Genomic DNA, 14,528 nt, shown 5'->3' with positions numbered 1-14,528 from the left:
GGACCGCAGTGACGCACGCAGACGAGCACGGCGACGGGAGGCTGGCCGCCGAGGGGGAGGTGGCGCTGGCCCGGCTCGCCCTCGCCGACCGGGACCTGACGCACGCGGCCGGCCACCTGGCCAACGCCGCCGCGCTGGACCCGGCCCTCCCCGAGGTCCACGAGGCGCTCGCCGAACTGGCCGTCCGCGCCGGCGGCCCGGCGGCCGCGCTGGACTGCTTCCCGCTGGAGCAGCCCACCATCGGCGAGGTCGGCTGCCGCGCCTCGCTCGCCGCGGCGGCCGGCCACTGGGAGGAGGCGGTCGGGCTGCTCTCGCACGTCCTGCGCGAGGAGCCCGACCGCCCGTGGGCCTCGGTCGCCTGGCTCGGCCACCCCGAGCTGCCTGCCCGGATCGGCCCCGAGGCGGCCCTGCGGGCGATCGCCCGGGTGGTCGGCGGCGGCCTGCCGGACCCGCTGCCCACCGCGGCGGCCGAGCGGCTGCGCCCGTTCTACGACCTGGTCCGCGGCTGCGTGGCCCGCTCCCCCGAGCACCCCGGCCTGCTCACCATGGCCTCCGGCCTGGCCCGCCGGTACGGCGACCACACCACCGCCGTCCGCTGGGCCCGCGAGTCGCTCGCCGCCGCGCCCTCGCACAGCGGCGCGGTGATGCTCGGCTTCGCGCTGCGCTCGGCCGGGCGGCCCGAGGAGGCACTCACCGTCTGGGAGCGGGAGCTGCGCGAGGAGCCGTCGGACCTCTCGCTGCACGTGGACGTCGGCGAGCTGTACGCCACCCTGGGCCGCCCCGCCGAGGGCCTGAGCTGGATCGAACGGGCACTCGCCGCCGACCCGGACCACCCGCAGGCCGGACCCGCCCTGCACGGCGTGCGGTTCGCCCTCGACCAGGACGGCACCCACCTGGCCGCGCTCGCCGACCACCTGCGCGACCACCCCGACCACGGCTACGCCTCCACCGTGCTGGCCCGGTGCAGCGAGGGCCGCCCCTGGCTGCGGCACGTCGCCTCCGCCTCCGAGGCGATCATCGGCGTGCTGCACCAGGTACTCGAACAGGAGGGCTCGACCGCCGGCGCCTGCACGCTCTCCGCCCCGGAGCCGCCGAGCGCGCTGGCCCTCTTCCGCGCCACCCTGCCCGGGTCCCGGGTGAGCATCCGGGCCGTGCCCGAGCCGGACCTGCGCGAGCCGCTGCGCCCGGTCGGCGTCCGGCTCTGGCACTACGAGGGCACCGAGGCCCGGCCCGCCGTGCCACCCCCGTCCGCCGAGGCGGCCGAGCTGCTGCGCTCGGTGGCCGACCTGTCCTGGCCGCACCTGCCGGCCGCCTACGACCACGCCGTGGCCCTGTCCTCGCTGCCGCTGGAGGACCTGCTGGGCTGCCTCGTCCACCCGCCCGCGCCCGGCGAGGACGCGACCGGCCGCCGGCTCGCCGACCGCTGGCCCGACCTGTGGGTCCGGGCCACGCAGACCTTCGCCTGCCTCGGGCTCACCCACCACCGCACCGACCAGCCCTGGGCCGGCTCGGACCGCCGCCGGGTGCTGGCCGACCTGCTCCACGGCCCCGAGGACTGGGTCACCGAGACGGCCGCGCTCGCCCTGGTCGCGGTCGCCTGGACCGACCCCGGCGCCCGCCGGGACGCCGCCGAACTGGTGGCCGGGCGGATGCTGGACGCCGTCCGGGCCCGCCGCACCCGCGCCGTCACCGTCCTCGACTCGCTCTGCCGGCTGACCCTGGCGATGCCCGGACTGCCCCCGGAGGTCACCGCCGCCGCCCGCCGGGAGCTCGCCGCCACCGGCCCCGACCACCCGACCGACGGCCGACGCCGGGCCGAGCGGCCGGAGCGCCCCGGGCGCCGCTGGTTCCGCCGCCGCGACCGGCCCCCGACGAGCCCCTGACGAGCCCCGGCCGAGCCTGGAAGAGGCGGCCTAGCCCCGCCGCTCCAGTGCCGCCGCGTGGTCCGGCACGTACTTCTGCAGGTCCCGCGGCGGCCGCTGGTAGCCCTGCGGCCGCGGGCGGGGCGGCAGTTGGACCTCCGGCCGGCGCACCTCCCGGTACGGGACGGAGCCGAGCAGGTGGGCGATCATGTTGATCCGGGAGCGCCGCTTGTCGTCGCTCTCCACCACGTTCCACGGCGCCTCGGGGATGTCCGTGTGGACGAACATCTCGTCCTTGGCCCGCGAGTAGTCCTCCCAGCGGGTGATCGACTCGACGTCCATCGGCGACAGCTTCCACTGCCGCATCGGGTCCTCCATCCGGTCCCGGAAGCGCCGCTCCTGCTCCACGTCGCTCACCGAGAACCAGTACTTGCGCAGCTGGATCCCGGCCTCGATCAGCATCCGCTCGAAGGTCGGGCACTGCCGCAGGAACTGCTGGTACTCCGCCGGGGTGCAGAAGCCCATCACCTTCTCCACGCCGGCCCGGTTGTACCAGCTGCGGTCGAACAGCACGATCTCGCCCGCCGCCGGCAGCTGCTCGACGTAGCGCTGGAAGTACCACTGGCCGCGCTGGCGCTCGGTGGGTGCCGGGAGCGCGGCGACCCGGGCCAGCCGCGGGTTGAGGTACTCGGTCACCCGCTTGATCGCGCCGCCCTTGCCGGCCGCGTCCCGCCCCTCGAAGACCACCACCAGCCGGACGCCCTCGCTGCGCACCCACTCCTGGAGCTTCACCAGCTCGTACTGCAGGCGCAGCAGCTCGGCCTCGTAGGGCTTCCTCGGCAGACGATCCTTTTGCTTCCCCGCCACCCTGACCTCCGCTCGCGTTCAGCTGACGGTCACTCACGCTACGGGCGATCGGACCGGCGCGCAGTTCGGCGCGGCCCGGGAGGTGGCGAACGGACGCGGGGCCCGGACCGCGGCAGGTCCGGAAACGCCGATCGGGCGGCCCGGTCCGGCAGTCCCCTGCGCTGCCGGCGCCGGGGGCCGCCCGACGAGTGATCAACTGTCCCCCGGACCCCGCCCGCGGGGCAAATTACCCGACTCATAACCTTGCGGCATGGACATCGACACCCGCCTGCTGCGCTACTTCGCCGCGGTCTACGAGGACGGGCAGCTGACCGGGGCGGCCGCGCGGCTGTCCGTGAGCCAGCCGACCCTGACCAAGCAGATCCGGCAGCTGGAGGCGCAGCTCGGGGTCCTGCTCTTCGAACGCTCCCGGGAGGGGATGGCACCCACCCCGGCCGGCGACGCGCTGGCCGCCCGGTCGGCGGCGCTGCTGGCCGGCTGGGAGGAGGCCCTGCGGGCCACCCGTCAGGCGGCCACCCGGGCGGCGGGCACCCTGCGGGTCGGCTTCGAGGGCAGCACCATCAACGTGGTCGACCGCGCCACGGTCGAGGACTTCACCCGCCGGATGCCCGGCTGGCAGGTCCAGATGCGCCAGAACAACTGGTTCGACCCCACCTCCGGACTGGCGTCGGGCGAGATCGACCTGGCGCTGTGGCACGCGCCTGAGTCGATGGCGGACGAGTACAACCACGCCGAGCTGGGGGTGGAGGAGCGCTGCGCGGTGCTGCCGGCCGGGCACCGGCTGGCCGGCCGGGAGCTGCTGGACCTCGCCGAGCTGCTGGACGAGGACTTCGTCGCCATCCCCCGGGAGGCCGGCACCTGGCGGGACTTCTGGCTGGCGGCCGAGGAGCGCGGCGGCCGGCCGGCCCGGATCGGCGCGGTCGCGCACAACGCGGACGAGTGGCTGACCGCGGTGGCCTGCGGCCAGGGCATCGGCTTCGCGCCGGCGACGATGAGCCGGCTGGCCTCCCGGCCCGGGGTGGTCTACCGGCCGGTCCGCGGGCTCGCCGCCAGCCGGGTCGGCCTGTACTGGCCGCTGGACCAGCCGCTCACCCCGGCGATGGCCGCCTTCATCCGCAGCTGCCGGGAGACCGTCCGGGTCGGGGCGGGGATCACACCGCCGCCGGGGCGGGACTCGGTGCCCGCGCAGCGCCGGACCGGCCGGACCGCTCCGCCCGCCCGGACCGCCCGGCAGGCCGCTCAACAGTCCGCTCAGCAGGCCGCTCAGACCGCAGCGAACGGCGCCGGGTAGCGGCAGACGCCCTGGGTGCTGCCGTCGTAGCCGCCCAACCGCAGCACCTGGAAGTAGGCGTCGGGCGCCTCGAACGGCCCGGTCACCTGGTGCCGGGAGGCCGGCTCGAAGCCGAACCTGCCGTAGTAGTCGGGGTCGCCGAGCACCACCACCAGCTGCTCCCCGGCCGCCTCGGCGGCGGCCAGCGCGGCCCGGACCAGGGCGTCGCCGACCCCCTTGCGCTGCCACTCCGGGGCGACCGCCACCGGGGCGAGCGAGAGCGCCCGGCCCTCGCCGACCTGGAGCCTGCTCATCAGCACGTGCCCGATGATCAGGTCACGCTCGTCCACCGCGACCACCGAGAGGGCCGGCACCCAGGCCTCGTCCCGGCGCAGCGCGTCCACCAGGTCCGCCTCCTCCGGGCCGGGGAAGGCGGCCATGTGGACCCGTCTGGTGGCGGGGGCGTCCGCCGGGTTCTCGACTCTGGTACGGATGGTCATCCTCGACCCCTCTGCTGTGGCACGTCGTTGTGCACCGGCCCCGGGCGGGGTGAGCCTACCTTGCGGAGGTTCACCCCGGCCGGGGCCGTGAGCATGGTGTTACTGACCGGGTGTCAGGCCTTGACCTCGGACTCCGCGGCGCCGGCCGCCGGCTTCTCCTCGCCCTTCGGCCGGGCGTCCACGCCGGCCTCGCGGCGCTGGGCCGGGGTGATCGGGGTCGGCGCACCGGTGAGCGGGTCACCGCCGGTGCTGGTCTTCGGGAAGGCGATGACGTCCCGGATGGTGTCGTACCCGCCGAGGAGGGTGACGATACGGTCCAGGCCGAAGGCGACCCCGCCGTGCGGCGGCGGGCCGTAGTTGAAGGCGTCCAGCAGGAAGCCGAACTGCGACTGCGCCTCCTCCTCGGACAGGCCGATCGCGTCGAAGGCCCGCTTCTGCACGTCGCGCTGGTGGATACGGATCGAGCCGCCGCCCAGCTCGGAGCCGTTCAGCACCAGGTCGTAGGCGTTGGACAGGGCGCTGCCCGGGTCGGTGTCGAAGCTCGCCAGCGACTCGGCGGTGGGCGCGGTGAACGGGTGGTGCACCGCGTGCCAGCCCTGGAACTGGCCCTTGTCGTCCTCGATCGGCTCGAACATCGGGAAGTCGACCACCCAGAGGAAGGCCCACTTCGACGCGTCGATCAGCTCGCAGCGGCGGCCGATCTCCAGCCGGGCCGCGCCGAGCAGCTCCTGCGAGGCGGTCTTCTTGCCGGCCGCAAAGAACACCGCGTCGCCCGGCTTGGCGCCGGCCGCGGCGGCGAGGCCCGCCAGGTGCTCCTCGGAGAGGTTCTTGGCCACCGGGCCGCGCAGCTCGCCGGTCTCGGCGTCGACCAGCACGTACGCCAGGCCGCGGGCGCCGCGCGCCTTGGCCCAGTCCTGCCAGGCGTCCAGCTGCTTGCGCGGCTGGGAGGCGCCGCCGGGCATCACGACCGCGCCGACGTACGGGGCCTGGAAGACCCGGAACTCGGTGCCCCGGAAGTACTCGGTCAGGTCGGTGAGCTCCTGGCCGAAGCGCACGTCCGGCTTGTCGGAGCCGTAGCGGTTCATCGCGTCCGCGTAGGTCATCCGGGGCAGCGGGTTCGGGATCTCGTACCCGTGCACCTCGCGCCAGATGGCACCGACGATCTTCTCGCCGAGGGCCAGGATGTCCTCCTGGTCGACGAAGGAGGCCTCGATGTCCAGCTGGGTGAACTCCGGCTGGCGGTCCGCGCGGAAGTCCTCGTCGCGGAAGCAGCGGGCGATCTGGTAGTAGCGCTCCATGCCGGCCACCATCAGCAGCTGCTTGAACAGCTGGGGCGACTGCGGCAGGGCGTACCAGTGGCCCGGCTGCAGGCGGACCGGGACCAGGAAGTCGCGGGCGCCCTCGGGAGTGGAGCGGGTGAGGTACGGCGTCTCGATGTCGAGGTAGTCGTTCTCCTCCATCACCGTGCGGATGATGTGGTTGACCTTGGAGCGCAGGCGCAGCGCGCGGGCCGGGCCCTCCCGGCGGAGGTCCAGGTAGCGGTAGCGCAGGCGCACCTCCTCGTTGACCGTGCCGGGCTCGTACTCGGCGACCGGGAACGGCACCGGGGCGGCCTCGGAGAGCACCTCCAGCTCGTTCACCACGACCTCGATCGCGCCGGTCGCGATGTCCGGGTTCTCGTTGCCCTCCGGGCGGACCCGGACCTCGCCGGTGACCTTGACGCAGTACTCGGCGCGCAGGCTGCCGATGGCCTCCAGGTCGCGGGCCACGATCTGCACGGTGCCGGAGGCGTCGCGGAGGTCGATGAACGCGACTCCGCCGTGGTCACGGCGGCGGGCGACCCAGCCGGCCAGGATGACGGTGGTGCCGGCGTGCTCCGCGCGGAGCGTGCCCGCGTCGTGCGTGCGGATCACAGCTGCTTCTCCTTCAGGGTGGTGACGAGTGCTTCGAGGGCGACGGGCGCCTGCTCGCCGGTGGTCATGTCCTTGAGCTGGACGACGCCTTCGGCGAGGTCCCGGTCGCCGGCGATCAGCGCGAAGCGGGCGCCCGAGCGGTTGGCGGACTTCATGGCGTTCTTGATGCTCTTGACGCCGAACGCCAGGTCGGTGGCCACGCCGGCCCGGCGCAGCTCCACCACCTTGGCGAACAGGACGTTCTTGGCCTCCTCGCCGAGCGCGACCGCGTACACCTCGGTGGCGGCCGGCAGGTCGAGGACGATGCCCTCGGCCTCCATCGCCAGGTAGGTGCGGTCCACGCCCAGGCCCCAGCCGACCGAGGGCAGCGCCGGGCCGCCGAGCATCTCGGACAGGCCGTCGTAGCGGCCGCCGCCGCCGATCGCGGACTGGGCGGCGAGGCCGTTGTGCACGAACTCGAAGGTGGTGCGGGTGTAGTAGTCCAGCCCGCGGACCAGCTTGGGGTCGTCCACGAAGGCGACGCCGGCCGCGGTGAGCAGCTCGCGGACCTTCTCGTCGTACGCCTTGCAGTCCTCGCACAGGTAGTCGCGCAGCATCGGCGCGTCGGCGAGCTGGGCCTGCACGGACTCGCGCTTGTCGTCGAGCACCCGCAGCGGGTTGATCGCGGCCCGGCGGCGGGTGTCCTCGTCCAGGTCGAGCCCGGCCAGGAAGTCGACCAGTGCGGCCCGGTAGACCGGACGGCACTGCTGGTCGCCGAGGCTGTTGATCAGCAGCGAGTAGTTCCGCAGGCCGAGCGAGCGGAAGGCGTCGTCGCCGAGGATGATGATCTCGGCGTCCAGCGCCGGGTCCTCGGCGCCCAGCGCCTCGGCGCCGACCTGGGAGAACTGCCGGTAGCGACCGGCCTGGGGGCGCTCGTAGCGGTAGAAGTTGCCCGAGTACCAGAGCTTGACCGGCAGGTTGCCCAGCTTGTGCAGGTTGGCCTGGAGGGTGGCGCGGACCACCGAGGCGGTGCCCTCGGGGCGCAGCGCGAGGTCCTCGCTGCCGCGCTTGGTGAGGGTGAACATCTCCTTGGTGACGATGTCCGTGGACTCGCCGACGCCGCGGGAGAACAGCCCCAGATCCTCGAAGACCGGCGTCTCGACGTAGCCGTAGCCGGCCCGGCGCAGCGGGGCCGAGAGCCGGTCGCGGATCGCCAGGTAGACCGCGGAGTTCGTCGTCGGCAGCAGGTCGTAGGTGCCCTTGGGGGCGGTGAAGGTGCTCAACTTCTCTTCCGTCACATTCCTCGTCGCGGGAAGGCCGGAGCGTCGAGCGCTCCCGCCGCCTGCTTGAGGTAGGGGTTGGTGGCGCGCTCACGGCCGATGGTGGTCTGGGAGCCGTGGCCGGAGAGGACCACGGTGGCGTCGTCGAGGGGCAGGCACACCCGGGCCAGCGAGCGCAGGATCGCTTCGCCGTCCCCGCCCGGGAGGTCGGTACGCCCGATGGAGCCGGCGAAGAGCAGGTCGCCGGAGAACAACACCGGGGGGATGTCGTCGCTCGCGGGCGTCCTGAAGGTCACCGACCCCTTGGTATGGCCCGGCGCGTGGTCGACCGTGAGCCGCAGGCCGGCCAGCTCCAGCACGCTGCCGTCGGTGAGTTCCCGGACGTCGTCCGGCTCGCCGACGGTGAGGCTGCCCATCAGCTGCTGCCCGAGCGAGCGGCCGAGCGCGCGCTCCGGGTCGGCCATCATGTAGCGGTCCTCGGGGTGGATCCAGGCGGGCACGCCGCGGGCGCCGCAGACCGGCACCACGGAGGCGATGTGATCGATGTGGCCGTGGGTCAGTACCACCGCGACCGGCTTCAACCGGTGCTCGCGGATCAGCTCCTCGACGCCGTCGGTGGCCTCGTGCCCCGGGTCGACGATCACGCACTCCTCGCCGGCGGCCGGCGCGACCAGGTAGCAGTTGGTGCCCCAGGCCCCGGCGGGAAATCCGGCGACGAACAACGCGAGTCCTCCACGGTCGGGGGGCGGGTCCGCTGGAGTCACCGCCTGGTCACACCAGAGCCTACCGGCGCGACACCGCCGCGGGCGAACCGGTTCCCGGGCGTCGCGGCGCGCCCCGCCCGGCCGCCCGCGGCCCGCGGCCGGGCCCGCTTGACCTCGAACTTACGCACAGGGTCCTTACACTTGGCCGCCGACGGGTGCGATGATCCGCATCGACACTTTCCCAGACGTCCAGCGCACACGTAGGAGACCCGCCCGGTGGCCAGCAGCAACGAACAGCGACGGCGGCAGCTCGCCCGCGAGAAGTACGAGCGTCAGGCGGAGCGTCGGGCGCAGGCCCACAAGCGCCGCAAGCAGCGCAACGCGATCATCGGGGCCGCGCTCGCGGTCGTGGTGGTCGCCGCCGGCGGCGCCTGGGCCGGCGGGGTCTTCGACTCCGACGCCAAGGCCAAGACCCCGCAGGCGGCCCCGACCGCGCCGGTCACCCAGGTCAAGGGCTGCAACCCGCCGGCCGACGGCCAGCCGAACGGCAAGCAGTGGAAGACCGAGCCGGCGATGACGCTCGACACCAAGGCCGCCTACACCGCGACCCTGACCACCAGCTGCGGCCCGGTGACCGTCTCGCTGGACGCCGCCAAGGCGCCCCACACGGTCAACTCCTTCGCCTTCCTGGCCGGCGAGCAGTACTTCGACCACGTGAAGTGCCACCGCCTGACCACCGAGGGCATCTACGTCCTGCAGTGCGGTGACCCGACCGGCACCGGCTCGGGCGGCCCCGGTTACCAGTTCCCGGACGAGAACCTGACCGGCGCCACCTACCCGGCCGGCACCCTGGCGATGGCCAACGCCGGCCCGGGCACCAACGGCAGCCAGTTCTTCCTGGTCTACAAGGACACCCAGCTGCCGCCGAGCTACACCCCGTTCGGCAAGATCACCGGCGGCCTCGACGTGCTGCAGAACATCGCCACCGGCGGTGTCCAGGGCGGTGGCGGCGACGGCGCCCCGGCGGCGAACGTCGTGCTCGACAAGGTCACCGTGGCCAAGGGCTGACCTGCCGGGCGTCCGGGCCGGGCGCCGCGTACCACGCAAGGGGACGCGGCGCCGCCGGAAATCACCCGGGCGGGGATGCGGACAGCACCGGCGCTGGTCGCCTATGTTGCTGTTGTATAGGGTGCCCTGACCGTCGGCCGTCACCCTCGGCGCAAACAACGGACGGCTCGGACGGCGGACCTGCATCGGGCCGCCGCACATCAACTGTGGACGACGCACGCGCCCCGCACCCGCGGGCCCGCGGCGTCATGTGGAGGAGGCGCTGTGAGCAGCGACCCGTGGGGCCGTGTCGACGAGCAGGGGACCGTGTACGTCAGGACCGCGGACGGCGAACGCGCCGTCGGCTCCTGGCAGGCCGGTTCCCCGGAGGAGGCCCTCGCCTACTTCGAGCGGAAGTACCAGGGCCTGGAGGCCGAGATCGGCCTGCTGGAGCACCGCGTCCGCAAGACCGACCTGGCCGCGAAGGAGGCGCAGGTGGCCCTCGACCACCTGCGCGCACAGGTGGTCGAGGCGCACGCGGTCGGGGACCTGGACGCGCTGGCCAAGCGGCTCGACACCCTGGCCGGCGAGATCGAGACCCGGCAGACCGAGCGCCGCGCCGCCCGGGCCAAGGCCCAGGACGAGACCCGCACCGCCAAGGAGGCGCTGGTCGCCGAGGCCGAGCAGCTGGCCGAGTCCACCCAGTGGCGCGAGGCGGGCGACCGGCTGCGTGCGCTGGTGGACAGCTGGAAGGCGCTGCCGCGGCTCGACCGCAAGAGCGACGACGAGCTGTGGCACCGCTTCTCGCACGCCCGCTCGGTCTTCTCCAAGCACCGCAAGGCGCACTTCGCCGCGCTGGACACGGAGCGGGACCAGGCGCGTGCGGAGAAGGAGAAGCTGGTCGCCGAGGCGGAGGCGCTGTCCGGCTCCACCGAGTGGGGCGCGACCGCCGCCGCGTACCGCGAGCTGATGACCCGGTGGAAGGCCGCCGGGCGCGCCCAGCGGGACGCGGAGGAGGAGCTGTGGGCCCGGTTCCGGGGCGCGCAGGACGTCTTCTTCCAGGCCCGTTCGGCCACCTTCAGCGAGCGTGACGCCGAGCAGGGCGAGAACCAGAAGCTGAAGGAGGCCCTGCTGGTCGAGGCGGAGGCGATCCTGCCGATCACCGACCTCAAGGCCGCCAAGGCCGCGCTGCGCGAGGTCAACGAGCGCTGGGAGGCCGTCGGCCACGTGCCGCGCGACGCCCGGCCGAAGCTGGACGCCCGGCTGAACACCGTCGAGCGGGCCGTCCGCGAGGCGGAGGACGCCGAGTGGCAGCGCTCCAACCCGGAGGCCAAGGCCCGGGCGGCCGGCATGACCGGGCTGCTCCAGCAGGCCGTGGACAAGCTCCAGGCCGACCTGGACAAGGCCCGCGCGGCCGGCAACGCAGGCCGGGTCGCCAAGCTCGAGGGCGAGCTGGCGGGCCGCCAGGCCCTGCTGGACCAGGCGCTGAAGAGCCTCCAGGAGTTCAGCGGCTGATCCCGTTGCTTCCGTAGCTTCCGTGCGCGGATGCAGCAGGGCCCCCTCGGCTTCGAGGGGGCCCTGCCCCGTTCCGGGGGCCGGGGGCGGGGGCTCAGACGGTGGTGGTGGGCCCGGTGGCGCCGGACTCGCGCTGCAGCTCGTCGAGGTCGAGGGTCTGCTCGGGCGCGGGCGGGGTGGCGGCCACCTGGGCGCCGAAGTCCTTGAAGTCGAGCCGTCCGGCCTCCTCCCCCGCGACCTTCTCCAGCCGGACGGGGTACGGGCGGCCCTCCACCGACACGTAGAGCGTGCCCGGCCCGCCGTCCTGGGTGGTCATCACCGAGACCACCTGGGCGCCCTCGACCGTGCCGCGGGTGCCCGCGCTGAGCGGGCCGTTGTGGGTGCTGATCAGGTCGACGATCGAGTTGAGGTTGCAGAGCGCGCCGACCTCCGCGAAGTCCTGGTTGTCGACCGTGGTCCTGAGGTACTTGTCGCCGATCAGCTTGGCCACCGCAGGGCCGGCGTTCGCCGCCAGGAACGCGGCGTCCGGCTTGATCCACAGCTGTTGGCCGACCTTGACCAGGCGGAAGCCGCCCTGCCCGGCCATGTTCATGGTGCCGGCGCAGTTGGCGTCGGCGTCCAGCGCGAGGTCGATGCTGATGCCCTCGCCGCTGGCGTCCACGTCGCCGGTGACCCGGACGCTGCGGCCGTCCCGCAGGGCCTGCGCGGACCGCTCGACGATCTCGCGCGGTTCCAGCGCCTCGACGCCGTTCGGGGAGGCGGCCGGGGTGGCCGGGGAGCCGGACGCGCCGGTGGCGGCCGATCCGGAGGGGGTCGCGGCCGGGGCGGGGTCGGCTCCCTGGGAGCCGCTCCCACCGCTCGCGCACCCGCCGGCGCCCGCCGTCAGCCCGGCTCCCACCAGCACCGCCACGACCATCTGCCTGCCACGCATGGCGGCCTCCGCGACTCGACACATCAGCACCGCATCGGACGGTGACATTCTGTGCCGCCCGGGCGGGCCCCGCATCCGCAGCGGACGCGGGGCCCCCGGGCCGGCGGACTACTTGCGGGCCGAGGTGACCCGGTAGACGTCGTAGACGCCCTCGACCCCGCGGACCGCCTTCAGGACGTGGCCCAGGTGCTTCGGGTCGCCCATCTCGAAGGTGAAGCGGCTCATCGCCACCCGGTCCCGGGAGGTCTGCACCGCCGCCGAGAGGATGTTGACGTGCTGGTCGGAGAGCACCCGGGTGACGTCCGAGAGCAGCCGCGAGCGGTCCAGCGCCTCGACCTGGATGGCCACCAGGAAGACCGAGGACTGGGTGGCGGCCCACTCGACCTCGATCATCCGCTCCGGCTGCTGGGTCAGGGACTCCACGTTGACGCAGTCCGCCCGGTGCACCGAGACCCCGTTGCCCCGGGTGATGAAGCCGACGATCGGGTCGCCCGGCACCGGCGTGCAGCAGCGCGAGAGCTTGACCCAGACGTCCTCGACGCCCTTGACGATCACGCCCGGGTCGCCCTTGGCCCGGCGGCGCACCGCCCGGCTCTGGTGGGTCGGGGTGGCGGTCTCGGCGAGGTCCTCGACCGCGCCCTCCTCGCCGCCGAGCGCCTGCACCAGCTTCTGGACGATCGACTGCGCGGTGACGTGGCCCTCGCCGATCGCGGCGTACAGCGAGGAGATGTCCGGGTAGCGCATCTCGTGCGCCAGGGTGACCAGGGAGTCGCCGGTCAGGATCCGCTGGATCGGCAGGCCCTGCTTGCGCATCGCCCGGGCGATGGCCTCCTTGCCCTGCTCGATCGCCTCCTCGCGGCGCTCCTTGGAGAACCAGGCCCGGATCTTGTTGCGGGCGCGTGGGGACTTGACGAAGGTCAGCCAGTCTCGCGAGGGGCCGGCGTTCTCCGCCTTGGAGGTGAAGACCTCGACCGTGTCGCCGTTCTCCAGGGTGGACTCCAGCGGCACCAGGCGGCCGTTGACCCGCGCCCCTATGCAGCGGTAGCCGACCTCGGTGTGCACCGCGAAGGCGAAGTCCACCGGGGTGGAGCTGGCCGGCAGCGCTATCACGTCGCCCTTGGGCGTGAAGACGAAGACCTCGTTGTTGGAGAGGTCGAAGCGCAGCGACTCGAGGAACTCGCTCGGGTCCTCGGTCTCCTTCTGCCAGTCCAGCAGCTGGCGCAGCCAGGCCATCTCGTTGACGGCGTCGGCCTTGTCCTGCTTGCGCTCCTGGCGGGGGGTGTCGGTGCGGACCTTGGAGGTGCCGGCCACCGCGCGCTGCTTGTACTTCCAGTGCGCCGCGATGCCGTACTCGGCCCGGCGGTGCATGTCGAAGGTGCGGATCTGCAGCTCGACGGGCTTGCCGCCGGGGCCGATCACGGTGGTGTGCAGCGACTGGTACATGTTGAACTTGGGCATCGCGATGTAGTCCTTGAACCGGCCGGGGACCGGGTTCCATCGCGCGTGGATCGTGCCCAGCGCCGCGTAGCAGTCGCGGACGGTGTCGACCAGGACCCGGATGCCCACCAGGTCGTAGATCTCGGCGAAGTCGCGGCCGCGGACGATCATCTTCTGGTAGACCGAGTAGTAGTGCTTGGGCCGCCCGGTCACCGAGGCCGTGATCCGCGCACCGCGCAGGTCGCCCTGGACCTGGTCGATCACGGTCGCCAGGTACTCGTCGCGCTTGGGGGCGCGCTCGGCCACCAGGCGGACGATCTCGTCGTACATCTTGGGGTAGAGGATCGCGAAGGCGAGGTCCTCCAGCTCCCACTTGATGGTGTTCATGCCCAGCCGGTGCGCCAGCGGGGCGTAGATCTCCAGCGTCTCGCGGGCCTTCTTCTCCTGCTTCTCCCGCTTGAGGTACCGCATGGTGCGCATGTTGTGCAGCCGGTCGGCGAGCTTGATCACCAGGACCCGCGGGTCCTTGGCCATCGCGACGACCATCTTGCGGACGGTCTCCGCCTGCGCGGCCTCGCCGAACTTCACCCGGTCCAGCTTGGTGACCCCGTCGACCAGCAGCGCGACCGAGTCGCCGAAGTCACGGCGCAGCGTCTCCAGGCCGTAGTCGGTGTCCTCGACGGTGTCGTGCAGCAGCCCGGCCATCAGGGTCGGGGCATCCATGCCCAGCTCGGCCAGGATGGTGGCGACGGCCAGCGGATGGGTGATGTACGGGTCGCCGCTCTTGCGCTTCTGGCCGCGGTGCCACTTCTCGGCGACCGCGTAGGCGTTCTCGATGTCCTTGAGCAGCGCCGGGTCGGCCTTCGGGTCCTGGGCCCGGATGGTGCGGAACAGCGGCTCCAGCACCGGGTTGACCGTGGAGCTGCGCTGGCCGCCGAGGCGGGCCAGGCGGGCGCGCATGCCGCCGGAGGACGGCCGGGGCGCGGCGGGCGGCCCGGGGCGCACCGGGGCCGTACCGGAGGGCGCGGGCCGGGTCTGCTCAGCCGTGGGCACAACCTCGTCGGGCAAGGACACTCCTCGGGGGCGCGGGGCCTGCCCCTCGCACAAGTGGGCAGGGGTGAACCTTCATGGTACCGAGAGTGCAGGCCGGGCGTTCGGCCGCCCGGCCGGGAACGCCGCAGGGGGCGCACGGCAGATGCCGTGCGCCCCCTGCGGGACAGCGG

General features: G+C 73.5%; 11 protein-coding genes. 4 read left to right on the top strand and 7 right to left on the bottom strand.

Annotated features, from left to right (window positions below; all coding sequences use genetic code 11):
• The first annotated feature begins 8 nt into the window (after positions 1 to 8).
• Positions 9 to 1,883 (top strand): tetratricopeptide repeat protein, encoded by a 1,875-nt coding sequence (locus ABT014_RS12060; protein ID WP_350638575.1) that lies wholly within the window; start codon positions 9 to 11, stop codon positions 1,881 to 1,883.
• Between the two features lie 30 nt (positions 1,884 to 1,913).
• On the opposite strand, the gene ppk2 is transcribed toward ABT014_RS12060, so the two are convergent.
• Positions 1,914 to 2,729, bottom strand: coding sequence for a polyphosphate kinase 2 (gene ppk2, locus ABT014_RS12055; RefSeq protein WP_350638574.1), 816 nt, complete (start codon positions 2,727 to 2,729; stop codon positions 1,914 to 1,916).
• Positions 2,730 to 2,979: 250 nt separating this feature from the next.
• On the opposite strand from ppk2, the gene ABT014_RS12050 reads away from it, so the two are divergent.
• Positions 2,980 to 4,020 carry a LysR family transcriptional regulator gene (locus tag ABT014_RS12050; RefSeq protein ID WP_350638573.1) on the top strand — a complete coding sequence of 347 codons (1,041 nt, stop codon included), beginning with the start codon at positions 2,980 to 2,982 and terminating at the stop codon, positions 4,018 to 4,020.
• Here ABT014_RS12050 and ABT014_RS12045 read toward each other — a convergent pair.
• The 4 genes from ABT014_RS12045 to ABT014_RS12030 all read right to left on the bottom strand — a co-directional run bounded on the left by ABT014_RS12045 (position 3,993) and on the right by ABT014_RS12030 (position 8,393).
• Positions 3,993 to 4,499, bottom strand: coding sequence for a GNAT family N-acetyltransferase (locus tag ABT014_RS12045; RefSeq protein ID WP_350638572.1), 507 nt, complete (start codon positions 4,497 to 4,499; stop codon positions 3,993 to 3,995). The two genes, ABT014_RS12050 and ABT014_RS12045, sit on opposite strands and share 28 nt — an antisense overlap.
• Before the next feature lie 113 nt (positions 4,500 to 4,612).
• A complete protein-coding gene (gene aspS / locus ABT014_RS12040) occupies positions 4,613 to 6,412 on the bottom strand; it encodes an aspartate--tRNA ligase (RefSeq protein WP_350638571.1) in 1,800 nt (599 codons plus the stop codon).
• On the bottom strand, positions 6,409 to 7,674 hold the full coding sequence (gene hisS / locus ABT014_RS12035) for a histidine--tRNA ligase (protein ID WP_350638570.1): 1,266 nt from the start codon (positions 7,672 to 7,674) through the stop codon (positions 6,409 to 6,411). Before hisS ends, aspS begins: the two co-directional genes overlap by 4 nt.
• Before the next feature lie 11 nt (positions 7,675 to 7,685).
• Positions 7,686 to 8,393, bottom strand: coding sequence for an MBL fold metallo-hydrolase (locus ABT014_RS12030; protein ID WP_350638569.1), 708 nt, complete (start codon positions 8,391 to 8,393; stop codon positions 7,686 to 7,688).
• 258 nt (positions 8,394 to 8,651) lie between these two features.
• Here ABT014_RS12030 and ABT014_RS12025 point away from each other — a divergent pair, with 258 nt between their 5' ends.
• Positions 8,652 to 9,443, top strand: a complete 792-nt coding sequence (locus tag ABT014_RS12025; protein WP_350638568.1) for a peptidylprolyl isomerase — start codon at positions 8,652 to 8,654, stop codon at positions 9,441 to 9,443.
• Positions 9,444 to 9,707: 264 nt separating this feature from the next.
• Positions 9,708 to 10,937, top strand: a complete 1,230-nt coding sequence (locus tag ABT014_RS12020; RefSeq protein WP_350638567.1) for a DUF349 domain-containing protein — start codon at positions 9,708 to 9,710, stop codon at positions 10,935 to 10,937.
• 94 nt (positions 10,938 to 11,031) lie between these two features.
• Here ABT014_RS12020 and ABT014_RS12015 read toward each other — a convergent pair whose 3' ends face one another.
• Both ABT014_RS12015 and ABT014_RS12010 read right to left on the bottom strand, forming a co-directional pair.
• Complete coding sequence (locus tag ABT014_RS12015) at positions 11,032 to 11,868, bottom strand: hypothetical protein (RefSeq protein WP_350638566.1); 837 nt, start codon at positions 11,866 to 11,868, stop codon at positions 11,032 to 11,034.
• Positions 11,869 to 11,976: 108 nt separating this feature from the next.
• Positions 11,977 to 14,373 (bottom strand): RelA/SpoT family protein, encoded by a 2,397-nt coding sequence (locus tag ABT014_RS12010; RefSeq protein WP_502894947.1) that lies wholly within the window; start codon positions 14,371 to 14,373, stop codon positions 11,977 to 11,979.
• Between the last annotated feature and the right edge of the window lie 155 nt (positions 14,374 to 14,528).

It is taken from the genome of Kitasatospora sp. NPDC094015 (assembly GCF_040304075.1).
Lineage (GTDB): Bacteria > Actinomycetota > Actinomycetes > Streptomycetales > Streptomycetaceae > Kitasatospora.
The sequence above is the reverse complement of the archived record's forward strand: the minus strand, read 5'-3'. Positions and strand labels throughout refer to the sequence as shown.